Source organism: Candidatus Nitrospira salsa (assembly GCF_965152625.1).
In genome coordinates, this window is record NZ_CBCUCO010000004.1 from 32,092 (window position 1) to 58,010 (window position 25,919).

Below are 25,919 nucleotides of genomic sequence, written 5' to 3' on the forward strand. Positions count from 1 at the left end.
CTTTATTTTAAAAAAAGGGGTCAAGAAACTTGTTTTATAATATGTCCTCTTTTGTGCTCAAAAAGAAGACGGCAAGATTCTGTGTCTCAACCCACTTTGCTACTTTGCTTTTTAGTCTCGCGGTTGCTCCGCAGCCTTACCAGCCCTAAGCTGAGTGAAAGTATCGTGCCCTAAATATCGTTCCAGTTTTTCACTGAGATCCGTGGAAAGATTCGTCATTGAGGCCATACGGCAAAGTTGAGATTCCATTTTGGTTTGTAAATCCAGTCGATAGTGCCTGAATTCTTCAAAAGCACCAATCATTCGTGAAGCCACTTGGGGATTTTTTTGATCAAGCTCCGTGAGAAAGTCCGTAACAAATGCATACCCTGATCCATTTTCTGCATGAAAGCCTTTGGGATTGCCCTGAGAAAAGCTTCCATAGAGAGCCCGCATTCTGTTTGGCGTTGGAGTGTTAAAAGCCTTATGTTTTGACAGTTTTTTCACCACCTGCAGAATATCATCGTTCTGTGATCTCGCAAATGCTCCAACCCATTTATCAATAACTAACGCATCCTGTTCAAACTGATAGTAAAAATGTTGTGTCACGCCGTCCCGATATGATTCGGCTTCATCCATATTGATAATGATGTTCAGTGCAGCATAACGGTCTGTCATATTATTGGCCTGACTGTATTGCCTGACGGCTAGCTTGGCCACTTCAGCATCTCCTGAATGCGAGACATACGCGAGTGCGGTATTTTGCAGACTGCGTCGACCAACATCTTCACGATCATATACCTTGCCTGGATCATAATTTACGTTGTACGTTTCAAGAAATTCATCGTGCAACTGACGCCCAAGTGTTTCTAAAAATGTCTTTCGGACGGCCAGTATGGCGTGCGGATCAATGATGTCTCGCTTGGGTGCCAATTCATGATAGACGGGCAGGCTTAACGCCAGGCTCATGAGTGCCTGATCCATCTCGGTTCGTTTCAAAATACGACGAAAAGAATCCAGAACATCCTCCCCAATAAGGATGTCTTCTCCGCGTTCATAACGGTCAATCTGCTCCAAGAGTTTCGTGGTGAGAAATCTATTTCCTGCTTCCCACTGATTGAATCCGTCACGATCATGTACCATCAGATGACGCAATTGGTCGTCTGTATACGGGGCTTCCAGTTTGACCGGGGCAGAAAAGTGGCGGAACAGTGAAGGGACCGAGTCAGAGGGAACATTCTCAAATGTAAACGTGTGTTTCGCGTTCGTCAGCTCCAGCACATCCTGCATGATTTCCTGACCCGCAGGACCAATCAATCCAAATTTTACAGGAATATGCCTAGGTTGACCGTTTGACTGATTGGGTATGGTCGGGACAACTTGTTCAAGCATGAGGGTAAATTTTTTCGCTGTCTTATTATAGGACCAATTGGCTTTTACTTCAGGCGTACCCGCTTGTGTATACCACAGCATAAACTGACTGAGGTCACGACCAGAAGCCTCCTCCATACATTGCACCCAGTCTTCTACGGTGACCGCTTGCCCGTCGAACCGATCAAAATATAAATCCGACGCGTTGCGAAACCCTTCCTTTCCCAAGAGTGTGTGCAACATTCTATTGAGCTCAGCTCCCTTACTATAGACCGTTGCCGTATAAAAATTGTTGATGGTGACAAACTGATCCGGTCGCGGCGGGTGCGCCATCGGCCCCGCATCTTCGGGGAATTGTCCCATGCGAAGGCTTCTGACGTTGGCAATACGATTCACCGCTTGTGAGCCCATATCACCGGAAAATTCCTGATCTCGAAAGACCGTCAACCCCTCCTTTAAACACAGCTGATACCAGTCTCGACAGGTCACGCGGTTGCCGGTCCAGTTGTGAAAATATTCGTGTGCGACCACACCTTCCACACCTTCATAGTCAGCATCGGTGGCGGTGGCAGGATGCGCCAACACATACTTTGTGTTGAAGATGTTGAGTGACTTATTTTCCATGGCACCCATATTGAAATCGTCAACCGCTACAATATTGAACAGATCGAGGTCGTATTCACGACCATACACCTCTTCATCCCATTTCATGGATTTTTTAAGCGAGGCCATGGCATGGCCAAGTTTATCGAGATCTTTGGCCTCGGCCCAAATGCGCAAAGCGACCTTACGACCGCTTGTGGTCACGAAGGTATCTTCGAGGCATTCTAACGTACCGCCGACAAGGGCGAACAAATAACTGGGCTTGGGAAACGGATCTTCCCACACCGCGTAATGACGCCCATCAGTCATTTGTCCTTGATCGACGAGGTTGCCGTTTGAAAGTAGGACCGGGGCGGTGGTTTGATCAGCAATAATCTTGGTGATGTAGGTCGCCATATTATCCGAGCGGTCGGGGAAAAAGGTCATCCGTCGAAACCCTTCAGCTTCACATTGCGTACACCAATTGCCCCCTGATGTAAACAATCCTTCAAGTGCTGTATTTTGTTCAGGATGAATTCTGACGAGCGTGTCTACCGTAAACGAATCTTGTGTGGGTTGAAGAGACAGGGACGCTGTATCAACCACATAGCCTTCCGCCACAGTCGCGCCTTTGTCGATGTTCTTGTCATTCAGCTTCACGGCGAGTAATTCCAGTTCTTCGCCATCAAGGACGAGTGGATTCTGATGCACGCCATTTTTCTCAACATGCAATTTGGCACTGACCAACGTTTCCCCATCACGAAGATCAAAAGTCAAATCAACGTGCTTAACCCAATAATCTGGCTGTTGATAATCTTTCAAATATTTCACAGTATGTTCTTCAGACACGGCTTACTCCCCTATTTTTTAATACTTGTTGCTTCTAGAAAATAAAATAGTCATGTCACGCAACCGTCAAACGTTCAAAGATACGAGAGCGCTCTTCTTACAATCTTCGAGCAACGCCATAACTGCCCACATTATCCTATCGTCGTTGCTTTGTCGTCGGAATGCGTGGACCCGGCGGCATAAGCTGCGTGACGAAGTGCATCGAGGCGGTGAGCATATCGATGGCCTGGCCTGATCTTGGAGAGGACACCTAGCCCATCAAGAACTTCGGTGACATGAGGTTGCATGCCGACAAAAAATAGATGTTGTTTATGAGCCTGAACGATTCGCAGCATATCTTCGATAGCCATGGCCGACGTCCCGTCAATCACAGGCACATCCGACAGGTCTAATACGCAACTTGTAAATGTCTTGAGGCCCGGAACAGTCTCGAGCCGGCGAACCATGTTTTTCGCCGATCCAAAACTCATCGGTCCGTCTACATGAATCAACACAAGTTTGCCAGCATTTCGGTCTAAAACCGCATTTTCTTCCGGAGTCAGGGGTGATTCCTGACTTCCTTTCGTAATCACGCTCATATTCGCCAATTCAAGATCCGCCATCTCTTTGACAAACAGAATACTGGCTAACACGACACCCACGCCCACTGCCGTGATGAGATCAACAGCAATGGTAATGAATAGCACCACAATCATAATAATGACATCGGCCCCAGGGGCTTGAAAGACATGCCGAAGGAATCGCCAATCAATAATGTCGATGCCGACCTTGAGCAAAATACCGGCAAGCACTGCCAATGGAATTTGTTCTGCAAGCGGACCTAGCCAGAGCAATGTGGCAAGCAGCACTAACCCCATCAGCATCCCGGATAAAGGCGTGCGGCCACCCGATCGTATGTTCGCGACCGAACGCATCGTCGCACCGGCACCCGGCAGCCCACCAAACAAGCCTGAAACCATGTTTCCGATTCCCTGACCAATGAGTTCTCGATTGGAATCATGTTGGGTTCTGGTCATATTGTCACAAACTAACGATGTGAGAAGACTATCGATGGCACAGAGAAAGGCAATCACAAAAGCCTCTTCGATCATGATCGTCAGCGCATCAATCTGAAATGTCGGAATGAGCATTGATGGAAACCCCTGAGGGATATCACCAATAACCGGCGCATCAGGAAAGAAAAATACCGCTGCAGGGGTACACACGAGCAGGGCAAGCAATGATGGTGGAATGAATTGCCCTATGATGGTCGGAGTGAAGTACACAATTGCTAAGGCCAGAAACCCTAAGATTGAGGCCTGGACCATCGGCGTGCTCACCACATGCGGAAGCGTTGTTAGGTTCGCGACAACGTCTCCGCTCGATTCGTGTCCTAAGAGGGGAGCAACCTGAAGGATAATGATGATGGCCCCGATCCCACTCATGAATCCTGAAATTACCGGATACGGGACTAAACTGATATACCGTCCTACACCAAGGATGCCCATGAGGATCAGGATGCCTCCACCCATGATGACCGTGGTAAAGACAACAGAAGGATCATCAGCAAACAGGACAAACATCCCGGCAAACACGACGGTCATGGGTCCGGTAGGACCCGAGGCTTGAGCAGGTGTTCCGCCAAATACTGCGGCAAAAAATCCGACGAAAATGGCGCCATATAACCCTGCAACCGCTCCGGCTCCCGAAGACACACCAAATGCGAGAGCGAGCGGAAGAGCGATCACTGCAGCAACCACTCCACCAAAGACGTCACCTCGTAGGTTATTAAAGTGCAATCCGTGGATAAGTTTTGACATCATGTGTTTTCTGTACCCGCTTTCACAAAAATATACCTGAGAGGAAGTGTGTTGGGAGTTCGAAAATCAAAAAGTGTGTTTTCTCATAGACTCAAGAATACAAGAGATCCATGGTGAATGATAGTTGTCCTTATAACGATCTGTAGACATTTCACGCATTTTAAACCTTTTAAAGTGAGCGATTTATGTCAAGCTTGCCTTTGATCGTGAACAGATCACCATTCCATTTCCACAACGAGACGTGCATTTCTTCAAAGACCCCACGCCAGCTTAGATTTTCAGCCTATTCAGGAATCGTTCATGTGTGCTAGGGGCTCTCAATGAGTCCCTGACACGGAGGCATTTGCGCTTTCCTCTTCCAATTTCATTTAATACCTTATACATTGAAAGAGCGAAATCTTAAGGATTCGGCAACACTCGACAATTCACATCTCATTACAATTCCAGGGCAATCGCTTCATGAAGCCTCAGATTCATCTCCCGTATGCCATGAACTTTTCGAGCTCTACCTCCATCGGCACTCAGATAATTTTCTCGATTGCCCTGGTGGTTCTAGAATTTTTTTCACCTCAGTGTGTGTTCGCCCAAACCAACGAAAACCCTCCGACAGAAATCAATCAACAAGCCGAAGATCACTTACGCTTGGGAATCGATTTCTTTTTGACCGACGAATTAGAAATCGCCATCGATGAATTTCGAGAAGTTGTTCGTTTGCGACCAGGTTACGCCGACGCTCATTACAATCTTGGTGTCGTGCTCGCTAAGAGTGGAGATTTAACCGGAGCCATTGCTGCCTGGTCTCAGGCTCAACGCCTGGCTCCGGGTGACATACCCGTGCAATACCACCTTTCGGCTCTGGTGTCATATAACTATGGAGTGTCTTTACTTCAACAAGGTCAACTTGATCGTGCCATGGACGAATGGCAGGCAACGTTACGGATCCAGCCAAACTTTGCTGAGGCTCACTACGCGGAAGGTCTCGGATATTTAGCACAAGGTAATGCCCTCCAAGCGATTGCCAAATTTCAACAGGCGCTCACTTGGCATCCTGATTGGGCAATGGCTCACCATCAATTAGGCGTGGCCTATTACGAGATTCGCGAATTCGAGCTCGCAAAAAAGACCTGGCATAGAGCTCTTGAGCTCCAACCTCAACTCGCAAAAACCCATGCCAATCTTGGATTAGTTCAATTACTTGAAGGCGACATTGCACAGGCCACTGAGGCATTTCAACACGCAACGACACTCGACCCCAATTTACCTGAGGCGTATTTCAATTTTGCGGTCGCCTTATCAAACAAGGGAGAGTGGCGAGCCGTTCTCAAACCGATTCAACAGGTGCTCATCTTACGCCCTCAGATGCTTGCCGCCCGCCTGTTATTAGGCACCGCCTGGGCTCATCTAGGGGAATGGGCTAAAGCCACGAGTGAGTGGAGGGAAGCGCTTCACCTTCGCCCACCAGATTCGACAGCGGCCATTCTTCATTATGATATAGGCTCAGGATTATTGATGATGGGCGATGCGCGAGGAGCGATTGGGGAATTTCAACAAGCATTGGTCTTTCAACCGGAATGGGCCGAAGCCCATTATCAACTTGGCACCGTCTCGGTACTGGACAAGAAGTGGGCAATGGGGTTGACCCATTTTCAAAAAGCCGCCGCACTGAATCCTTCCTGGGCTCAGGCTTTTTTCAGTTTAGGAAAAGTCCATTATCAGATGGGTGCGATCACGGAAGCCATTGAAGCCCTGAGTACTGCCACTCGCCTTGAACCACGGTTTGCTGATGCCTCGTATCATCTTGGAGTAATACTTCGCGCACAGAATCGTTCGGAAGAAGCCATCGCTCCCCTACAAATGGCGGCCAAGGCAGGGATAGAAGATGCGCAAAGTCTTTTAGCGTCGATGTATGCGAACGGGAGTGGAGTCGATCAAAATATTCCAATGGCGATGATTTGGTGGGCTCGTATTGCTTCTGGAGAATCCTCAACGGAAACGAACCTCCAGGCAAAGGAGAGACTCTCCCAGCTTCGTCGTCAGCTTAGCGGGCAACAACTCTCATCATCAAAAACTCAGGAAATTCAGAGTGGACTGTTCCTCATTCGTCGGGCTCTACGACAAACGGTCCGAAACATTGATGGCTACGCGTTTGAGCAGAGTCTCGGGCACCAACTCATTCAACACGAACGCGTGTCAGAAGCGATTCCGGTGTTGATCCAAGAAGCCTTCGCGTTTGATGAGTCCGCACATCAAGAACTTGAGTGGTTGTATCAGAATGGCGTGGAAGGCAAACTGAAACCGTATGACACAAGAATTTTGGACTATATGATCGAGACCGCACAGGAGAAGAAATCAGCATCCTGTGAATTTCTGAGGAAGATTTCCGTCCGTGAAGATCTACCAAGGCTTGAAATGGAGCACATTGTCCAACAGGATTGCAGGTTTTAATATTTCCCCACAAGATGACACGATCATTGACTTCTGAGAACACGTCGTCAACACGTGCAATGCAAACGGCAACCGCAGGGCTCCTGTTTGGCCTATTGGGTATGCTCTTCGGACTGGGATTCTCACTATTGTTTCCTCAAGTTGAAGTGGCATCATATGACTGGCAGATGAAAGCCAAGTCATCCACTGTCGTACATTCAGCAATTGTGCTGATCACTCTTGATGAACAAGATCCAGCTTCGTGTGGAAATGAGCGATGGAATTCATCGGTCATCGCCAGCGCAATTTCTGCATTACATAAAGCCGGGGCATCAATCATTGCACCAGCCGTTCGGTTCCAATTTCCCAACCCTCCAGAATGCGGTGATGTATTTGGAAATGCACAGCTTCTTGAAGCCACCAAACAGGCAGGGAATGTGGTTTATCCATCATTTGTGGAGCCGCTGATTGCGAACGAAGCTCAAGCCACTGGCGGGTTTATGCTGGCTCCTGACGGAGATGGAATTTTTCGAAGAATATCGTCCCGTCAGATGACACATGATATGAAGCCTTTGCCTTTAGGACTTACCATGGCGTCAGCGTACAACAACAGCAGTTCCCTAGATCTACCGGATCAAGGATTGGTTTCTTTTGTCGGTCGATGGTCGGATCAACCTTTCCCAACCTATACATTCACCGAATTGTTTGACTTCGTTCAGGGGCGACAGGACGTCAAGCTTTCAACACTCGTTCAAGGCAAGATTGTGTTGCTCTTTCCCGTTACCTCAAAGACCGATGTTCTGGGAACTCCTTTAGAGCATGCGGCCCCACTCGGGTTTATCCATGCCAATCTCTTAAATACGGTTCTCACCGATTCTTGGCTCAGCCAACCTTCCTGGGCATCGGAGTTTTTCAGAACGATCAGTGTGATTGTGATCATTGTCCTACTCGCAGCGTGGAGACAAGACCGTTGGGGATGGGGAGCTATCAGCATCGTCATTCTTACCCATTATGCCTTGAATATGGGGTTGTTTGTCGGCACAGAATCCATCTGGCCTGTTGCAAGTCCGACTGTTGCCATTGTCTTCACGCTAATAGGAATAACGTTTTGGCCGAAGTATGAAAAACGGAAAAATGATCGAGAGCAGATCAGAAATGTTAGTCGTCAACTCACTGTCATGCAGGAAAATTTGGCAAGAAAAGAACTACATGTTGAACAGTTAGAAGACGAATTACTTGATGCGAAAGAATATGCTCAGAATACTTCCGAAAAGTATGTCAGTTTGTCAGTGTCAGAAGATGAAACCCGTCAGCAATTGCGGGAGGCTGAGGAAGAGGCTGAAGGTGCCCGTCAAAAGCTTGAAGGTCTTCAACATGAACTTTCTCAACTCCGCAAAGTCTCACCCGTTCTTTCTCATCTCAAAAAACCCGCCCTTGAGACAGACGAGCAGACACTTCAGGAAGAATGTGCAAAGTTTGGAATTGTGACCTGCTCCCCGCTTATCTTTAAAATCTTTCTTGAACTGAAAAAAGCGGCCACCACCCACAGCCCGATTCTCATTCTCGGAGAAACGGGAACGGGAAAAGAACTCTTTGCACAAGCGGCTCATCGATTAAGCCACCGATCTCAAGACTCATTCGTCTCAGTGAACATGGCGGCTATTCGACCAGAGTTATTTGAGAGTGAGTTGTTTGGACATGTCAAAGGCGCGTTCACTGGTGCCATCAGTCGACGCGGTCTTCTCGAGACAGCAGATCGGGGAAGCGTATTTTTTGATGAAATTGGAGAACTCCCGTTAGATCTTCAAGCCAAGTTACTGCGAGTCTTGGAAAACGGCACATTCTATCGCGTTGGACAATCAACGCCTACGCAGGTCGATGTCCGTATCATCACTGCGACAAACCGTGACTTGAGTCAAGCGGTCAAAGAAGGACGGTATCGAGAAGATCTCTACTATCGACTGCGAAGCCTCGTCTTCAGACTTCCGCCAATTCGGGAACGTGGGAAAGAGGATTTAACGTTACTAGCCCAGCGTATCGTTGAAGATCTTTCACCTCAGGCAGAGCAAGGACCGATCCAAATCACACAGGGCGCTATGCATGCGATTCATGCCTACGCATGGCCTGGCAACGTGCGAGAACTTCGGCAAACCTTAGCCCAGGCTATAGCCTTAGCCAATGGACATATGCTGTCTGAAGATGATCTTCGTCTTCCTCAAGGCGAGAAAGCCGAAACAATTGAAGATACAACCTCACATGAAGTCCAGCCGAATCTAGAGGGGAAAGATGAGATGGCTCGTCGCGAAGACGCCTTCGTCCTTTCGACCCTTCGACAGCATGGATTTGATATGCAAGCGACGGCAAAAACCCTCGCATGGGATAGAAGTACTGTCACTCAACGCTTAAAAGGACTTGGATTCCAAGCGTTAGTTGACCATAACCGTGATGTATACCGTGCGGCAGTTTCGATTGCTGGCACACCGTCTTTGGAGAAAATTGCAGAGCTCAAGTTGAAGGAATACTACCAAAACTTACTCGCTTCAACGACACCGTACGAGACCGCGGAAGAAGCTCTCGCGAATTGCCGTAAACGTTTACGCAACATTCCTGAACGACATTTTCCAGCAATTGAAATCCTCATCCGTCAACACTTTACCAACAAAGGGCCAGTTGCATGAATTCAGCTCAGAACATATGAGACACGATAGCGTCTGAGCAAGAGTCACCAAAGCCACCTTATATTCACGGCGAGACGATTATCATGCTAAATCTGACCGTATCAATTATTCAAACGCAGAACATCGTCGCCTATGCCAGAACTGTAATAGGCTTAACCTCAAACCCGTTAAGCAGGCACAAACGTGAGGGCGGCGGAATTTATACAGTAACGAAGACCAGTTGGTTCTGGCCCATCCTCGAAAATGTGTCCGAGATGACCACCACACCGTCGGCAATGAACTTCAGTCCGGGGATATAACAGCTTCCAATCCGTTTCAGTTTCAACAGCAGTATCTGACACAGGTTTCCAGAAACTTGGCCATCCGGTCTTACTGTCATATTTCGTGTCTGAAGAAAATAAGGGAAGTTGGCATCCGGCACATTCATAGACACCTTTCTCCTTACTATCATGGAAAGCATTACTAAACGGCGGCTCAGTCGCTTCCTCTCGTAATACTCGATACTGTATCGGTGTAAGAATAGACTTCCATTCTTCTTCTGATTTCATAATCGAAAATGAGTCCCTTGAATCCTTCACTCCCGCAAAACCAAGACCGGTTGTTTTCACAACACTCCCCAATACCACCATCGCCCCAACTTTCAAGAGATTTCTTCTATCTATGTCCATGACCTCCTCCTTCATTGATTTCTTAACGACAGGCCAACTTCAATCATATTCTTCCAAAAATATGTGATGATTGATAGTCTCTTCTCTATCGGAACTGTTACAGTGAAACAAGAAATCGATTTTCTAAGATGTCGAATTTTGCACTACAAGCAAACACGCTCACAAGAAGATGTTTTGACAGATAGCTAGGAAATTTTTACACTATCAAGAGGACTCATCAAGATCTTTATCCGTTTACCCGAAACTATTTATAGAGGTTTTTGGTAATTTTTTTATGGTGACATGAGGAGGTTCCATGGACATCAAGATTGAAAGCCGTAATGTGGGGATGACCCCTCGTTGGAAGACTGAAATTGAAAATCGTGTGGCGGCACTCGAGACCGATTCCATTCAGATTACCCATGCCAGAGTCACATTGACAAAAAATGCTCACCATAAAAAAGGGGCAGATAATGCAGAAGCTCTTGTGTTGCTCACCGTTCCCAAGCGACACACCGTGACCGCCAGAAAAGAGGCAAAAACTTTTGAAGAAGCGATTCGACATGCATTTCAGGCAGTAGAAACTGAAATTAAAAAGATGCATGAAAAGCGAGTCGCAAAAGATACGAGCAAAGTTGAGCCAGCCATACTCGACGTGACATCCGAAGAGGTGCCTGACGAAAAAATGGCTCAGGGCATCTGACTGTTACGCATGGGCGACCTTAACCAGGCATAGGCAAAACGGGAGGGAAACAAGAACGTTCTGTCAGGAAAGGTGTTCTGTTGGCAGGATAGAGAGAATTACTCAGACGTTTGAAAAAACTTAATGCTTGAGAAGAATCCGACCCGCTTGAATAACTTGATTGAGACGTTCTTCGGTTTTCGCTTCACTATAGCAACGAACAATAGGTTCGGTCCCTGATGGTCTAAGAAGAAACCAGCTCCCATCTCCAAATAACAGTTTACATCCATCTAATCGATTGACCTGAACCACATCCGCGCCGGCGAACGATTGCGGTGGGTGATCGAGAATCCCCTGTAACGATTGACGAACACCTTCATCAATCGTGAAATCCTCTCGTGCCGTGTATATCGTCCCAACTCGGTGAAAGAGGTCGTCACGAAGCTCTCGTAAAGTTTTTCCCGAGTGGGCAACCATTTCGACGACGAGAGCGCACGCGAGCATCCCATCTTTTTCAGGCACATGACCCTGAATCGAGAGTCCGGCACTTTCCTCCCCTCCCATCACCACTTCCCCTTTAGCAAGGAGTTCGCCAATATATTTAAACCCGACAGGAGTTTCATGAACAGATAATCCATGTGCATTGGCCACCGCATCAACAAGGTGAGTCGTGGCCACCGACCGAGCCACCCAGCCAGTCCATTTCCGAGTTTGAATCAGATAGTCCAAAAGCAAAGCCAAAATAAGATTGGGCTCGACAAACGTCCCATCAGCATCAATGACACCAAATCGATCACCATCGCCATCTGTCGCTAACCCGAGATGAGCTTGTTCTCTCTGAACGGCATCTTGCAAGTCTCGCAATGTCTCTGCCGTGGGTTCTGGACGTAATCCACCAAAATACGGGTCACGCCAATGATGGAGCATGGCCAATTTACACCCGGCTTCTCTGAGAAATTCGTCTAAATACTCTCTCGTGGTGCCATAGAGCGGGTCCATGATAATACGCAGTCGACGTCCGCGAATCTTTTCACAATCAATATGAGTAGCTAAGCCGGTGAGATACTCCGGTTTCGCATCCAGATAACGAACCAGCCCATCCGCTTTCGCTCGCTCCCAGGGAAGCCACTTGATATATTCGCCATGTAAGAGTGGGATGATACGCTGCTCAATGGCTTTCGTGGTTTCTGGAAGCGCCGGACCACCCCATGCCGGAGTAAATTTAATCCCGTTGTAGCTTGGAGGATTGTGACTCGCAGAAATATTAATACCACCTGCAAGCTTACGGTGTAAGATATGATAAGAAATTGTCGGGGTTGGCGTGTCTCGATCACAGATCAATGACGGGATTCCATGCGCTGACAACACTTCAGCGGCGACTTGAGCAAAGCGTTCACCCATAAAACGCGTGTCATATCCAATAATGACCCCACGCTGACCAATTTTCTCTTGGCGTAGATATTGAGCAATTCCCTGACAGACAATCCGTACATTTCGAAAGGTAAACTCGTCTGCCACAATCGCCCGCCAACCCGAGGTCCCAAACTTTATACTTTCCATGATCTCTTACCCGTCCCAGATCAAAATAATTGACGAAAAATGACTCGTCTTTATAAGAGAATAGTTGATTTTCTTACAACATGCCAGCCCCTCATTGGTATTTATAAGATCATACAGAGGCTAAAAAGGAAGTGATGGAAGTCTGGCCCCCAATTGAGAATTAGGGGGAAGAGAGGTTTTGCTTAATGGAACTATTGTCACTCTACATGATGAACTTGCTTCTTTCGCCAATAAAATAACCCCGCAAGACCTGAACCCAGCAAGAGCATCGAACTAGGCTCAGGAGTGGCCGTGTAGTTCACTCCGACGATGTCGATCCCGAGAGGTGTGAACCCTGCATCAAGAACGGCTTGACGACTGCTCAAACCACTATTCGCCATGATATCCCAATTATTACCCCAGAGTGTAAACCCGCTGGCCGTCAAGTGATTAGGACCTCCAAACGGCCCACCGGCACAACAATGCTGACTCGCAAGGAAATAGAACGTGCCGGTTTCGCCTTGGAGATTTCCTGAAAGAAAGCTGTACTGTAATTCTCCGCTGGTCAGACCACCTCCACCAGAGGTACTCAAAAATCCCCCAGTGAATTGAATATTTCCTTGAGGAGCATTCAAGGTTCCCCTGATGTTGCGGAGAGAGAGCGGCCCCGTAAGATCAAAGTCACCATTTAAGCTGCCAGTCAACGGCGTGCCATACAAATAGCTCCCGGACATACACAGAGGCGTACTTGAACAATTGGCCGAGTGAATGACGCTATATCTAAATCCAGACCCTGATCCGCCGTTCAGGATCTCAATATTCGTATTGACAGGAACGGCCCACGAGGGTGACACCGTCATTGAAAAAAGTAATAACACGAATGCGGCACTGAGCATAATTTTTTGCATAGGCTTCGACTCCTCTTGATGCCTTTCGGCTTACACACACATTGCTTTCCTGACCAGATGTTTTCGTTTCATGTTTCCTACCCTATCTCTTCGGTGTGTTGAGAAAAATTGTCAAATTTCTGTTCCTGTTCATTGGAGAATATTTCGCAAACATTCTTCATGTTTGGTGCAATAGCAAGACAGAGGAAATATGGTGGTTGCCTGGATTTATGAACAGATCAGTGGAAATTGAAAGCCTTCAAAGAAGTCGCAGAGTAATGAGAAGAAAGTTTGGAGGAAAAGCGGGATCAATCTATACTAATTATTGATGAATATTGCAGCCGTCACGACTGTCGTCAAGAAGAATGCCGAAGCTCTTTCAAACATTAAGGAGGAAGACTCATAGCTGAACATTGCTGAGCTATCGGGCCATGGCTGATGAGAAACTTGGAATTATGAACTCAAGAGTTCACACCAGACAGGCGTATGGTCGGATGGTTTTTCCATTCCTCGTGGTCCCCTGTCAACGCCCGAGGCTGTCAGTCGGTCTGTGGCTTGAGGCGAGAGCAAGAGATGGTCAATGCGTAGTCCTTCATCTCTGTTCCAGCGGCCGGCTTGATAATCCCAGTACGTGAACAGTCCTTTTTGAGGATTAAGCTCACGAAGTGCATCAAGCAACCCGAGATAAGATAATTCACGAAAGCGTGAGCGAGACTCTGGTCGGCACAAGGCATCATCAGCAAAGCCTTCCGGGTCATACGTATCATCATCAGTCGGACAGACATTGAAATCTCCACCAAGAACGAGAGACTCTTCATACGATAATAACGTGCGAACGCGTGTGATTAATCGGTCCATCCAAGCCAATTTATATGAAAATTTCTCTGTATTCACTGGATTCCCATTTGGCAAATAAATCGACGCCACACGGACATCACCAACCGTCGCTTCGACATAACGCGCTTGTTCATCGGCTGGATCACCGGGAAGAGATCTCTGTTCGATTTCAATAGGCAACTTGGAAAGGATGGCCACACCATTATATGTTTTTTGACCAACAACCGCATAATTGTATCCAAGCTCATCCATCGCAATTCGAGGAAATTGCTCGTCCATGGCTTTCAGTTCTTGAAGCAACATAATATCCGGCTGTGCCTGCTTCACCCACTCCACGACATGTGGAACTCGCATCTTTATGGAATTGACATTCCACGTGGCAATTTTCATGATGCCGCCTTCGATTTCAGAAAACCAAGATCAATTGTTTGCACCCATCTTGCGCACAACATTTCATTCATCATTTTAATGCGCCTCATCCCAGGAAGATCCTTGCCCAACGTCGACGATGAGCGGAACTGATAATTTGAGTATCGGCAACGTGGCCGACTCCATGACCTGCTTGATGACCTGTGATGTCTGTTCAACAGCCGACTCGGCGACTTCAAAGATTAATTCATCATGGACGGTCAAGAGCATATACGCTTTGCTATCCAACCCATGCTCTTTCAAGGCCGGAGGGACACGAATCATCGCACGTTTGAGCACATCAGCCGCTGCCCCTTGAATCGGTGCATTAATGGCCGCGCGTTCGGCAAAGTTTCGCTTTGCGGGATTTTTATCAAGGATTCCCGGCACATGACAACGACGGCCAAAGAGTGTTTGCACGTAGCCATGCTCTCGGCAGAACTTCTTTGTCCGCTCCATATAGTCTTGAATACCAGGATATTGCTCAAAGTAGGTTTTCATATAGGTGGCCGCTTCTCGTTGTTCAACACCAAGTTGACGAGCGAGACCAAATGCGCTGATGCCATAGATAATTCCGAAATTAATGGCCTTAGCTTTTCGACGCATTGAAGAGTCGACCTTGTCTCGTTGAACACCAAATACTTGGCTGGCCGTGAGGGCATGGATATCTTGCCCATCTCGAAATGCTTGCTTGAGGACATCAATGTCCGCGATGTGAGCCAGAAGTCGTAGTTCAATTTGCGAATAGTCTAGGGAAAGAAGGACATGTCCAGTTTCGGCCACGAAAGCTTGGCGAATTTTTCGCCCTTCCTCTGTTCGAATAGGTATATTTTGGAGATTCGGATTGGTCGACGATAAGCGGCCTGTGGAAGCGGATGCCATGGCATAGGAGGTGTGGATACGATTGGTGACAGGATTAATTTGTTCGACTAACGCTTCTGAATACGTGCTTCTCAGTTTGTCTAAATGCCGCCATTCCAACACCTTTGCTGGAAGATCATGCCCTTGTGCCGCGAGCGACTCAAGAACATCGGCACTGGTGGTGTATGTCCCAGACTTACCTTTCTGACCACCTTCAAGCCCCAGCTCATCAAAGAGAATTTCTCCAAGTTGCTTGGGTGACCCAACATTAAACGACCTTCCCGCAAGTTGATGGATCACTTCTTCCAATTCGCCTTGACGTTTGACAAAATCTGCGCTCAGTCGTTTAAGTTGCGAGAGGTCAACCTTGATCCCTTCACTTTCCATCGCGGCAAGAACCGGAATGAGCGGACGCTCAAGAGTCTCGTACGCGGTCATCATCCGCTCTCGCACTAACCGAGGTTTGAGAATTTGGTGCAGTTCAAGCGTGATATCGGCATCTTCCGCGGCATAGTCGACGGCCCGATCGAGCGGAACTTGATCAAACGTGATTTGCGCCTTTCCACTTCCTGTCACATCTTTGTACTTGATAGTGGTGTGGCCAAGATACAATTCGGCAAGTTCATCCATACTATGGCCATGGCTCCCCCCTTCCAACACGTACGAAAGCAACATCGTATCATCGACTGGACATACCTTGACGTCATAGCGAGCGAGCACAACCATGTCATACTTGATATTGTGACCAATTTTTAACACTGACGGATCACTCAATAACGGACGAAGTATCTCTAATGCCTCATTGAAGGGAATTTGTTGAAGTGCAGCATCACCTGACACTTGACTATCACAATGCCCAAGAGGGATATAGCAGGCCTTCGTCGACTCCACACTGAGAGACACCCCGACCAGTTCGGCTCGACTGTGATCTAACGAGGTCGTTTCCGTATCGACTGCCACTATTCCTGCGCGATACGCTCGATCCACCCAATTTTGAAGATCCGATCGGGTTTGAACTAGCTCATACTTCGACACTAGACGTACAGGTTTGACGGCTGCTGAGTTTGGACTCATCAAGGTATCCGTTGAAGGATACTTATGTTGAATTCGATCAATGATGGTTTTGAAGTTCAGGGTAGAGAGAAAATTCATTAATCTCTCACGATCAACAGGACGTCGACCGAGATTCTCAAGAGGAATCGTCAGGGGAACATCTTTTCTGAGCCGGACAAGTTCTCGTGACAACCGAGCCTTATCAGCGTGTTCAATCAGATTTTCTCGGCGCTTCGTTTGTTTGATCTCTGATGCTCGAGCCAACAGCGTATCAAGCTCACCATATTCATTAATGAGTTGCGCTGCCGTTTTGATCCCGATACCGGGCACGCCTGGAACATTATCGGTAGCATCACCGGCCAACGCTTGCACATCAACGACTTTTTCAGGCGGAACGCCAAACTTCTCCTTAACTTCTTTGGTTCCAATAAACCGATTCTTAATGCCGTCATACATCCTGACACGATCAGATACCAACTGCATAAGATCTTTGTCAGACGACACAATCGTCACCGTCGCCTCCGTCTGAAGCGCCAAATGCGTGTACGTGGCAATCAGGTCATCTGCTTCAAATCCCGGGGATTCAATGCAGTCAAGGTTAAACGCTCGCGTTGCTTCTCGAACAAGGGCAAATTGCGGGATGAGTTCATCAGGCGGATCAGGACGATTAGCCTTGTACTCTGGAGACAGGTCGTTTCGAAAGGTCATTCTCGCGACATCAAAAACCACCGCGACATGCTTTGGCTCCATATCGTCCAATTGCTTCATGAGCATTTGCATAAACCCATACACCGCATTGACGGGGGTCCCATCAGGGGAGGTCAACGGTTTAATGGCATGATACGCCCGAAAAATAAAACTTGACGCATCAATGAGCACAAGGTTTCGGAGGGGAAGGTTGTTGTCTAGCTCTTGACTGTGTTCCACGATTCATCCTTCGAGTTAGGGAAAAGATCGCCATGAAACATACCTGATGAATAAACTCGTGTCGATATCAAAGTGACATTCGTATGCTGCAGGAGAAGAAGGTGGTTAGAAAAATGAAGATTCTGAGGAAGATTATGGGGGAAAGACTCGTCCAGCCTCCGAATGTGTGCGGCACTGGGGCAGGAACCCCAGTGCCTTCATCCAATCCCCGGCTTACGTGGTGGGCTCGTACTAATTCAAGACAAAAAATCTCAAACAATACGCAGGAGGAATATGGTCATGATGAGAAAACCCCATGGGACTTAAGTCCCTAGGGTTTTGAGTAAAGAAGAAATCCGGCAGGAGCAATAAGGGAGGGGATTGGAGATACTTCATGCAACAGACCTTTCAAAATGCAGATATATCGGCAAATACCAGCTATAGCTGACTCGCAAAAAACCTTTCGCTCATTCAGCAAGGGGACTACATGTTAATGAAAGCAAACGTAATGCCGATTTAGCGTCAATTTGAAATTCTTTGGTAATCAGAGGGTTAGGAAAGAAATTGAGATATTGTGAGGAGTAACTCACCCTGTAAAGCGAAGGTTACACCCTTCACTATTTTGAAAAATGTCTACATTTTTTAGGGAAAAACAAGAAAATTCAGTGAAAGGGATTCAAGAATCTGTGAACGTATTATAATGGTATGTCTTGATTAAGAACGTGTTTGAATGGTCAAGATGGACGCTGGGCACATCTTGAGGAGGATCTTCTTGCGTTGAATCACGTGGCCTAGCTAGAGACCGGCAGATTTAGCTCGCATCGCATGGAAAAAACATAAAAATTCAAAAACATGGGCACAACGTATTTCTACTTTTATCCTTATGCTTACAGTCTATCAATTTACCGAAGGCGCACCAAATGCAATAGCCTGTTCCGATCTGAGCAGCCAATTGGCTAAGGTTCGAATTTCATCAATATCATAGGGTTTCTCCAGAACGGCCCGAGCGCCAGACTGAAGGGCTAGCGTTTTTAATTCACGACTCGAATCGCCAGACATAAAAATGACAGCAGGGACCTGCTCTCGACTCTTTTTCCCCAAACGTTGAAGAAATTCAATTCCCGTGAGAATCGGCATATTGTGGTCAGTCACGACTAAGTCCGGTTGATGTTGCTCAAGCATGGCCAGCCCTAAGGCTCCATTTTCAGCCTCTTTACAGAGATATCCGTCTGTTTCGAAAAGTAAACGAAGAATCGATCGAGCCAACGGATCGTCATCAATAATAAGAATACATTTTGGAGCATAATACAATGGTTCGATGCCCAAATTTCTGGATACAGGTTCTACACGATCCATATTGATTCTCCCTTATTTTCTAGAAGACCGTTAAGTAAAATAGCGATTTTTTGCCCTCTGAACTTTCTACAGACAATATTGCTATCGTGACATCGCTCATGGAAAATTCCACCTTTTCTCCTTTGTTCAATTCCTATTTTCCCCATCCCCGCTAATCCCATCTGACCTGGTCGTTGAGACATGCGGAGGCTGATATCCCTGCCAAATGAAAAACATTCCTATGAGAAGTCCCAGTCCTGTGATGACTGCGACAATAAATATTTCCATCGACTTGCTCCTCGTATTAAATTATGAAAAAGATCTGATAGATCTGTACTAAAGCAAAGGACATACCAATGATGAGACACATAAATTGAATATATAAAACCACCATAACTAGCTGTTATCATTCACTTAAAAATGGATTTCGTATTTGCGTTACAAGAGAAAAACCAGGAGAGCAAAAAGAAATGTTATCCAATTGCGCACACTACGTATCAAAATGGATAATAAAAGAAACGTTGAAATCTGAAGGGTAATCTGAACGGATACCCGCAGGAGAACAGTCCGTCGCTACTCTTCTCGCAGGACAGCAAGCGGGGGATGGGCAAGGAGACGATAACTACTGAAAAACCCAACGATCAGTGTCAGAAGAATGGTGAAGACGCAGGCCATGACAAGAGGAATTATCGGAACAGACCATTCAAGATCTAAGAAAAAATGAAGGATTCCCCAAGACAACACATTCGCCAGCACGACGCCAATAACCCCGGCCAAGCTGCCAAGCAACCCAAACTCAAGGGCCAGCGATTGCGCAATCATTTGGCGGGTCCCGCCGAGGGCTTTTAAGATGGCCGCTTCATAGAGACGTCGGTATCGTGTCGTAGCAAGAACTGCGGTCATCACAATCGTGCCATTGACGATACACAACATTGCCATTCCCTGTATGGCCCAGGACAACTGTTGCAGCAGATTAGCGATATTATCTAAGACGTCGCCCACATTAATGGCCGTCACATTCGGCAAACGTGCCACAAGAGCTTGCTGTAAAGGTATCTCATTGGCTGTGGACACCCGTGCCATTGCAATATAGGTCATGGGCGCCCCATCGAGTGCCCCGGGAAACAGGATCATGAAGAAATTCGTCGAAAAACTTCCCCAATCCACTTTACGGGTACTTTCGATTTTCGTGAACAGGGGAACACCTTGAATATCAAGTTCTACAATGGAACCAAGATCAAGTCCAAGATTTTTCGCGGCTTCGCCTTCAATCGATAAACTTGCTGGATTCTCTGGACTCGATGCGAGGAGTGCAGGAGAAGAAGCGTCATCTATATCCCACCAGCTTCCTTTGCTAATCGTATTGTCCTTGGGCAGATCAGGGAGTGCCGTCAAGACATATTCTCGAGTGAAGTACCATCCGTTTCGTTTACCTTTATGCTCTTCAGGATCAATACGTTTGCCGTCAAGTGCCGTCAGTCTTGATCGAACCACAGGAGACAATTCATAGTCACGATCATCCGTCCACTGCAGAAGAATCTGTTCAAACGTTTCCCGTTGATCAGGCTGGATATCGATAAAGAAAAATGACGGCGCTTTCGTCGGCATCCGTTCACCCAGGGCTTCCAACAGAGAAGTTTTGATCACCACAATGGATACGATCACCATGACGCCAACTCCAATGGCCACGGTCATCCCAGCGGTGTAGTTTCCTGGTCGATGAAGATTACTGATCGCGTTTCGTATCATAAATGTTCGCGGGCGCGGCAAGAGGCTCAGCAAGTGAAGCAAAAACTTAGACGCAAGTAAAAGACAAAATAATGCCACAAAAAATGCTGCAATGAAAAAGAGGCCTAATGCGACAGATTGTGCTTGCCACATCGCCAATCCAGCCAGACTGCAACTCATCACAAATCCTGTCATCAGACGGGCTCGATCTCGAACGAGTCCTTTCAGAAATTTTTGAAGCCAATGCCAATAGGATTCCGATTCTTTTTGCACATTTGCTCGATCAATCTCTCGCCGAAACACCAAGGCTGGAGGAACATGCCTGATGGACAGCAACGGCCAAAGCGTGAAGACTGCGGTCGAGAGCAATCCTAAAATCAGTCCCTTCAACACTGGAGTGAGTGAGAGTGTAAATTCGATCGAAAATGGAAGTAAGCCTCCAAGGAGAGCAGGCATGACAGCCTGAAGCCCAATGCCAAGCGCCGCTCCGAGCACACTCCCAATCCCTCCCATCAACAGGCTTTGGAACAAGTACGTCTTGATAATAAAATTCGTCTCGGCTCCAATGGTTTTCAGAATGGCGATACTCGTCATTTTTTGAGAGAGATAGCCCTGAATGGTACTGGCCACCCCAATGCCGCCTATAAACAACGTCGTCAACCCGATCAGCCCGAGGTACGTGGATAACTGATCCAGAAAGCGCCGCACTCGAGGTTGAGCGTCTTGAAAGCTCACCACACGGACTCCCTCTTTCGCCAAACGGCCTCGCAGTTCACCTAATAACGGTTCAAGTGATTGGGTCGGAGAAACACGAAGTCGATAGCGCTCGCGAATTCGACTTCCAGGCTGAAGAAGGTCAGTGGCGTCAAGAGCGTTACGAGAAATCAGAACACGAGGACCAAGGCTAAACGCACTAGCGACACGATCCGGTTCTTTTTTAATAATTCCCGTAATACTGAATTGCGCCTGGCCAATTTTAATCTGGTCACCTACGTCAGCCTGCAGACTGATCAACAGAGACTTTTGAACAATAGCGCCAAAACATGGAACTGACTTGCAGCTTGATGCTTGGCTGGCCAAGAGCGAAGCCAGTGATGCCTCCGGGCTGGTTTCGATGGATCCATAGAGTGGATAGGTTGGTTCAACAGCTTTGAGCTCAACTAATTGAGTCGCCGGTGGCGTGTCAGAGAGTTTAGCCTGTGGGTCTGCCACAGCAGCCATCGCCGCCAGTTCACTGACATGAGAAACCACAATCTCTCTTGCTTGAAGAGAATCCATGACTTGCCGGGTGTCTTCACTCATCAAACGACGTGATGAGATTTCCAGATCACCACCGAGCAGACTTCTCGCGTCATGAAAAATAGCTTCTTCAACGTTTGCAGCAAACAGTCCAACCCCGACCACTGCACCCACACCGATCGCAATACATATAAAGAAAAACACAAATCGATGCCAGCTTGCTCGAGCTTCACGCCAGGCCATGACTGCAGCAAATGGTCTATTCATCCAAGATTTCTTTCAATCCAACAACCGCGTGACACCCTGATTATGGATTCCAGCAGATATGTATGCGTGACGATTCTTACTCCGATGCGGTCCTAGGATATCATGGGCGTATCACTGGCAACCTCGCCATCCCGCAAGGCAATAATACGTTCAGTCCGGGTAGCCAAAGACTGATCATGAGTCACCAGGACCATGGTGCTCCCATGATCGTGATTCAGACGGAACAATAAGTCTATGACAAGCTCTCCTGTCGCACTATCCAAATTACCCGTGGGTTCATCGGCCAAAAGTACCGGGGGTTTTGTTGAGAAGGCCCGAGCAACCGCGACGCGTTGTTGTTCACCGCCTGACAGTTGAACGGGGTAATGGTCTTGCCGATCTTCCAGGCCAACGGCCTGCAACAATTCTTTGGCTCGGCTCATTGCTCCTGGATCACCATTGAGTTCAAGAGGAAGGGCAACATTTTCTAGGGCAGTAAGAGTCGGGATAAGATGAAACGATTGGAAGATATAGCCGATATGCTCCCGACGATGATGCACCATTTCCGTTTCAGTTAATGCCGTGATATCAGTACCATGAATCGTAATAGACCCCCGAGTCGGTTTATCTAAACCGGCAAGCAGGCCGAGAAGTGTGGATTTCCCGCTTCCTGATGGGCCGACAATGGCCACGACTTGCTTTTGAGGAATTTCAAACGTGATATCATGAAGAATGGGAACGACGTGACTCCCTGCCCTCAATTCCATCACAAGACTCTGGACAACAATCATAAATTCGATATGGTAAAAGAGAAAGGCCAATACGTGGGACAGATGAATACAGAACGTAGACTGAACACCATCGTGAGATCAGAAGTAGGGTCAATCATAAAAAACAGTTTGGACTTCCACAGGCTCTTGATTTTTATGATACCAATATTATGCGCAATCTGCATGGTCTTCTCTGGATGCGATACCGCAGACGAGCAGACGTTGCAAACCCCTAGGCCATTGTCTTCTGCAAAAAACTCTAACCAGCACATAGATTCTGCTGCGGTGACATCAACACGTTCTCTCACACAAGCGACCCACCCAATCGAAAGTGAACGACCACGAATTGTCGCATTTGGTGATAGCTTAACCGCCGGACTTGGAGTTCCACCGGAAGAGTCATACCCGTCTCGGCTGCAACGGCATTTAGATCAAGCTGGATATCCCTATCGTGTTGTGAACGCGGGTGTCAGCGGCGATACTACCGCTGGTGCGCTTCGCCGTTTGGACTGGATACTGAAAAACCAACCCAGTATTGTCGTTATCGAATTAGGCGCCAACGATGGGATTCGTGGGCAACCCATCAAAACCATCTATGAGAATCTTCAAAAGATTCTTCAACGCCTCACGGATCTCCAAATCACCGTTTTACTGACAGGAATGAAAATTCCCCCAAACTACGGGTTCAACTACACATCGCAATTTGCAGAGATCTATCCCCAATTGGCCAACGAGTTTGACGTCGCCTTTATGCCGTTTTTCTTAGAAGGGGTCGCCGCGCATCGAATGCTCAATCAGGCAGACGGCATCCATCCGACGGGTGAAGGATATAAAGTCATTGTGGAAAATCTCCTTACGTTTTTAGAGCCGTTACTGAAAACCAATGCCACCATCACCTCATAGAGTCATAGTGAGGCGGACATAAAAAAACCTTCCAGACCTGACAGCACGCAGATCTGGAAGGTTTGAGAACTTGAAAAAACTTCTTGTCGGAACGACTTTATGACTTTTTAAAGAAGATGTCGTATACGCCGTATCCGAGGATGGCAGCGATAAAGCCCACATACATGGCCGTAATACCTTCATAGCCACCACCTGGTGCATTGGCCAATGCCGGAGAGGCACTCAGTGCCATAGCCATCACCGATCCCAATAAACCTTTTGATATGCCTTTCATTGCGGGTCCCTCCCTTGTGATCTTTGTTTCTAATGACACATTAAGATTGGATCTTAATCAGGCTGAAATTTTATAAAACTTAAGAGGTCTTTCGCAATAACCAGGCCTCAATTTCTCATCTTTGGAAAATGGCCGTAATCTATCAGCCATTAAAACCATAACCTACTGATTATTTTGATTTTTTTCAAATAATTCTGGCAATCCACCACATAAAGGGGCAAGGCGCCCTGGCTTGCTACTCCTCAATCCGTGAATGGGTACCGTCGCAAAAAGGCGGCCTCTTTGTGTGTTTACAGCCACACCATGCAACCCGTTTAGCCTCATTGAGCTCAACTTCCATTGGTGTATGCTCGGTTCCGGTGTGTGATCCGTCACAAAAGGGTTGGGTTTTTGATCGACCACATTTGCACCAGTAATAAGTCCCAGGTTCCATTTCCATGATGTACGGTAGCTTTTGGGGAATAATAATCGGATCTCCCATTGTTCCTCCTTCTAAATAGTCAAACAACCACGAAGTTCGTATTCTGATGAATCAAGAAGCCAAAAATCAACAGAGGGAATCAAAGGCTCGTCGCGAGTCAGTGGAAGACGCCCTGTGACTTTGACGAAATACGAGATACGCTTCACGCGTACGCGCCAGGCCTACTTCGCCGAAGTGGCTACGAAGGCTGAAAACGCTTCAGCGCACAGGCACGAGCGACGCTTTTTTCTAACCGCAACGGGGCTGTGGACCGTTAGGACCTAATGCTCTCAACCAAATGTAATCGGCAATGCCTTCATCAATCGCTTCCTGCACGTCCTCTTCTCTCACAGGGTCTAACGCGATAAGGTAAATCGAAACATCCTTGAGCGACAAAGACGCATCTCGCCTCACTCGTTTGGGAACGGGGACCTTATACTGAATGTGGCCACCACCCGTGTAACTGACCAATGGACCCTGGTCATGAGACTTCTGGTCTAAATATCCAGTAATTACCTTGGCCATGCCTTCATCTCGAAAGATGGAGGCTTGATAAAATCTGTCATACATTTTTTTTGGCAATCCAGGATGACAGAGTTCTATGGGTTTAAAAATCACCTTTTCATATTCAGGATCTTGCAACGAAATATCTTTCTTCACTCCCCATTTTTCCATCGCGGGATCGAGCAACGCTGCCTGAAGACCCTGCTTGGAAACCATCCGCACCAACGAACGTGGAGGATTAAGAGCATAGAGCGGAAGCCGATGCTCCTTCGCAAAATGGACTAACCGTTCATAGCCCGTAAAATCAGATCCCCAATTTTCTTCCCAATGCGAGTCTTTTAGAAATTGTGCCTCAGTCAATACATGCTGCTGAGTATATTGATCAAGTGCCGATTGACCATCCCAACTAAACATTTCCATCGCCAACGCAGGCTTACGGTCAGAGGCAACTAACGTCTCTAAGACCTGAACCGCCGCATCAATATGGGAAGGCGTATAATGCTCCTCGCCAATATAGACAACATCAGCATCCGTCAAAACAGATTTCAGATCTTCAAACTCAACGAGCTCCCCAGTTTTCACTTCAATTATTTGACCAACTTGAAAGTCGCGCACTGTAGATGACAAGTCGGGTGTTGAAGCACACGATGCCTGAAACAACAGAAGACACAGACAAGACCACATTGTGACCTTCTGAAATTGCTGCGACGCAAACCGTTCCATTGAGATTCTATGCATAGAGATCATCTAACACACAGTCATTTTGACTGCAAGTATTATACAGAGAGCCGACAAATCCCTATGCAATAGCGTTATTGGCTGCTTAGATTCACCAGGCAAGAAAAAAACTGATCAGCAAAATGAATCATCACAGATGCGCGGTGGAGACACGGCTATGTACGACAAGGATACGCAACTGGCAATTTATTTCAATTCCCCCCTGTCGGCAATTTTGGCT

The 25,919-nt window shown here is 47.3% G+C and carries 18 protein-coding genes; 4 read left to right on the forward strand and 14 right to left on the reverse strand.

What is annotated here, in order from left to right:
* Nucleotides 1-111: 111 nt before the first annotated feature.
* Nucleotides 112-2,781: an aminopeptidase N gene (gene pepN / locus ACWQXP_RS14145; protein WP_454063531.1), complete on the reverse strand. Its 2,670-nt coding sequence runs from the start codon at nt 2,779-2,781 to the stop codon at nt 112-114.
* Between the two features lie 131 nt (nt 2,782-2,912).
* The gene (locus tag ACWQXP_RS14150; protein ID WP_454063532.1) at nt 2,913-4,583 is read right to left on the reverse strand and encodes a SulP family inorganic anion transporter; all 1,671 of its coding nucleotides are present in this window, start codon (nt 4,581-4,583) and stop codon (nt 2,913-2,915) included.
* 456 nt (nt 4,584-5,039) lie between these two features.
* Between ACWQXP_RS14150 and ACWQXP_RS14155 the strand changes: the two genes are divergently transcribed.
* On the forward strand, nt 5,040-7,025 hold the full coding sequence (locus ACWQXP_RS14155; protein ID WP_454063533.1) for a tetratricopeptide repeat protein: 1,986 nt from the start codon (nt 5,040-5,042) through the stop codon (nt 7,023-7,025).
* A 59-nt stretch (nt 7,026-7,084) separates the two neighbouring features.
* Nucleotides 7,085-9,682, forward strand: a complete 2,598-nt coding sequence (locus ACWQXP_RS14160; RefSeq protein ID WP_454063534.1) for a sigma 54-interacting transcriptional regulator — start codon at nt 7,085-7,087, stop codon at nt 9,680-9,682.
* Between the two features lie 167 nt (nt 9,683-9,849).
* Here ACWQXP_RS14160 and msrB read toward each other — a convergent pair whose 3' ends face one another.
* Nucleotides 9,850-10,350, reverse strand: a complete 501-nt coding sequence (gene msrB, locus ACWQXP_RS14165; RefSeq protein WP_454063535.1) for a peptide-methionine (R)-S-oxide reductase MsrB — start codon at nt 10,348-10,350, stop codon at nt 9,850-9,852.
* A gap of 295 nt (nt 10,351-10,645) precedes the next feature.
* Here msrB and ACWQXP_RS14170 point away from each other — a divergent pair, with 295 nt between their 5' ends.
* The gene (locus tag ACWQXP_RS14170; RefSeq protein WP_454063536.1) at nt 10,646-11,032 is read left to right on the forward strand and encodes an HPF/RaiA family ribosome-associated protein; all 387 of its coding nucleotides are present in this window, start codon (nt 10,646-10,648) and stop codon (nt 11,030-11,032) included.
* A 120-nt stretch (nt 11,033-11,152) separates the two neighbouring features.
* On the opposite strand, the gene ACWQXP_RS14175 is transcribed toward ACWQXP_RS14170, so the two are convergent.
* From ACWQXP_RS14175 to ACWQXP_RS14210, 8 genes are all read right to left on the reverse strand, one after another.
* Nucleotides 11,153-12,571, reverse strand: a complete 1,419-nt coding sequence (locus tag ACWQXP_RS14175) for a phosphoglucomutase/phosphomannomutase family protein (protein WP_454063537.1) — start codon at nt 12,569-12,571, stop codon at nt 11,153-11,155.
* Nucleotides 12,572-12,768: 197 nt separating this feature from the next.
* Nucleotides 12,769-13,458 (reverse strand): PEP-CTERM sorting domain-containing protein, encoded by a 690-nt coding sequence (locus ACWQXP_RS14180; protein WP_454063538.1) that lies wholly within the window; start codon nt 13,456-13,458, stop codon nt 12,769-12,771.
* A gap of 432 nt (nt 13,459-13,890) precedes the next feature.
* Nucleotides 13,891-14,664: an exodeoxyribonuclease III gene (gene xth / locus ACWQXP_RS14185; RefSeq protein ID WP_454063539.1), complete on the reverse strand. Its 774-nt coding sequence runs from the start codon at nt 14,662-14,664 to the stop codon at nt 13,891-13,893.
* Between the two features lie 75 nt (nt 14,665-14,739).
* Nucleotides 14,740-17,523: a DNA polymerase I gene (gene polA / locus ACWQXP_RS14190; RefSeq protein WP_454063540.1), complete on the reverse strand. Its 2,784-nt coding sequence runs from the start codon at nt 17,521-17,523 to the stop codon at nt 14,740-14,742.
* Nucleotides 17,524-18,399: 876 nt separating this feature from the next.
* Nucleotides 18,400-18,858, reverse strand: a complete 459-nt coding sequence (locus tag ACWQXP_RS14195; RefSeq protein WP_454063541.1) for a response regulator — start codon at nt 18,856-18,858, stop codon at nt 18,400-18,402.
* A gap of 126 nt (nt 18,859-18,984) precedes the next feature.
* Nucleotides 18,985-19,125: a hypothetical protein gene (locus ACWQXP_RS14200; RefSeq protein ID WP_454063542.1), complete on the reverse strand. Its 141-nt coding sequence runs from the start codon at nt 19,123-19,125 to the stop codon at nt 18,985-18,987.
* A 285-nt stretch (nt 19,126-19,410) separates the two neighbouring features.
* Entirely contained in the window at nt 19,411-22,071 is a 2,661-nt protein-coding gene (locus ACWQXP_RS14205) for an ABC transporter permease (RefSeq protein ID WP_454063543.1), read from the reverse strand.
* Between the two features lie 92 nt (nt 22,072-22,163).
* Nucleotides 22,164-22,841, reverse strand: a complete 678-nt coding sequence (locus ACWQXP_RS14210) for an ABC transporter ATP-binding protein (RefSeq protein WP_454063544.1) — start codon at nt 22,839-22,841, stop codon at nt 22,164-22,166.
* Nucleotides 22,842-22,976: 135 nt separating this feature from the next.
* Between ACWQXP_RS14210 and ACWQXP_RS14215 the strand changes: the two genes are divergently transcribed.
* Entirely contained in the window at nt 22,977-23,723 is a 747-nt protein-coding gene (locus tag ACWQXP_RS14215; protein ID WP_454063545.1) for an arylesterase, read from the forward strand.
* Nucleotides 23,724-23,820: 97 nt separating this feature from the next.
* Here the strand turns inward: ACWQXP_RS14215 and ACWQXP_RS14220 are convergent, their stop codons facing one another.
* The 3 genes from ACWQXP_RS14220 to ACWQXP_RS14230 form a co-directional block, all read right to left on the reverse strand.
* Nucleotides 23,821-23,997 (reverse strand): hypothetical protein, encoded by a 177-nt coding sequence (locus ACWQXP_RS14220; protein ID WP_454063546.1) that lies wholly within the window; start codon nt 23,995-23,997, stop codon nt 23,821-23,823.
* A 235-nt stretch (nt 23,998-24,232) separates the two neighbouring features.
* Nucleotides 24,233-24,478 (reverse strand): CDGSH iron-sulfur domain-containing protein, encoded by a 246-nt coding sequence (locus ACWQXP_RS14225; protein WP_454063547.1) that lies wholly within the window; start codon nt 24,476-24,478, stop codon nt 24,233-24,235.
* 228 nt (nt 24,479-24,706) lie between these two features.
* The gene (locus ACWQXP_RS14230; RefSeq protein ID WP_454063548.1) at nt 24,707-25,699 is read right to left on the reverse strand and encodes a ChaN family lipoprotein; all 993 of its coding nucleotides are present in this window, start codon (nt 25,697-25,699) and stop codon (nt 24,707-24,709) included.
* Nucleotides 25,700-25,919: the final 220 nt, after the last annotated feature.

Coding starts and splice junctions, on each gene's coding strand:
- ACWQXP_RS14150 (WP_454063532.1), bottom strand. CDS start 4,583: ATGATGTCAAAACTTATCCACGGATTGCACTTTAATAACCTACGAGGT.
- ACWQXP_RS14155 (WP_454063533.1), top strand. CDS start 5,040: ATGAAGCCTCAGATTCATCTCCCGTATGCCATGAACTTTTCGAGCTCT.
- ACWQXP_RS14160 (WP_454063534.1), top strand. CDS start 7,085: ATGCAAACGGCAACCGCAGGGCTCCTGTTTGGCCTATTGGGTATGCTC.
- msrB (WP_454063535.1), bottom strand. CDS start 10,350: ATGGACATAGATAGAAGAAATCTCTTGAAAGTTGGGGCGATGGTGGTA.
- ACWQXP_RS14170 (WP_454063536.1), top strand. CDS start 10,646: ATGGACATCAAGATTGAAAGCCGTAATGTGGGGATGACCCCTCGTTGG.
- ACWQXP_RS14175 (WP_454063537.1), bottom strand. CDS start 12,571: ATGGAAAGTATAAAGTTTGGGACCTCGGGTTGGCGGGCGATTGTGGCA.
- ACWQXP_RS14180 (WP_454063538.1), bottom strand. CDS start 13,458: ATGCAAAAAATTATGCTCAGTGCCGCATTCGTGTTATTACTTTTTTCA.
- xth (WP_454063539.1), bottom strand. CDS start 14,664: ATGAAAATTGCCACGTGGAATGTCAATTCCATAAAGATGCGAGTTCCA.
- ACWQXP_RS14195 (WP_454063541.1), bottom strand. CDS start 18,858: ATGGATCGTGTAGAACCTGTATCCAGAAATTTGGGCATCGAACCATTG.
- ACWQXP_RS14200 (WP_454063542.1), bottom strand. CDS start 19,125: ATGGAAATATTTATTGTCGCAGTCATCACAGGACTGGGACTTCTCATA.
- ACWQXP_RS14205 (WP_454063543.1), bottom strand. CDS start 22,071: ATGAATAGACCATTTGCTGCAGTCATGGCCTGGCGTGAAGCTCGAGCA.
- ACWQXP_RS14210 (WP_454063544.1), bottom strand. CDS start 22,841: ATGATTGTTGTCCAGAGTCTTGTGATGGAATTGAGGGCAGGGAGTCAC.
- ACWQXP_RS14215 (WP_454063545.1), top strand. CDS start 22,977: ATGATACCAATATTATGCGCAATCTGCATGGTCTTCTCTGGATGCGAT.
- ACWQXP_RS14220 (WP_454063546.1), bottom strand. CDS start 23,997: ATGAAAGGCATATCAAAAGGTTTATTGGGATCGGTGATGGCTATGGCA.
- ACWQXP_RS14225 (WP_454063547.1), bottom strand. CDS start 24,478: ATGGGAGATCCGATTATTATTCCCCAAAAGCTACCGTACATCATGGAA.
- ACWQXP_RS14230 (WP_454063548.1), bottom strand. CDS start 25,699: ATGCATAGAATCTCAATGGAACGGTTTGCGTCGCAGCAATTTCAGAAG.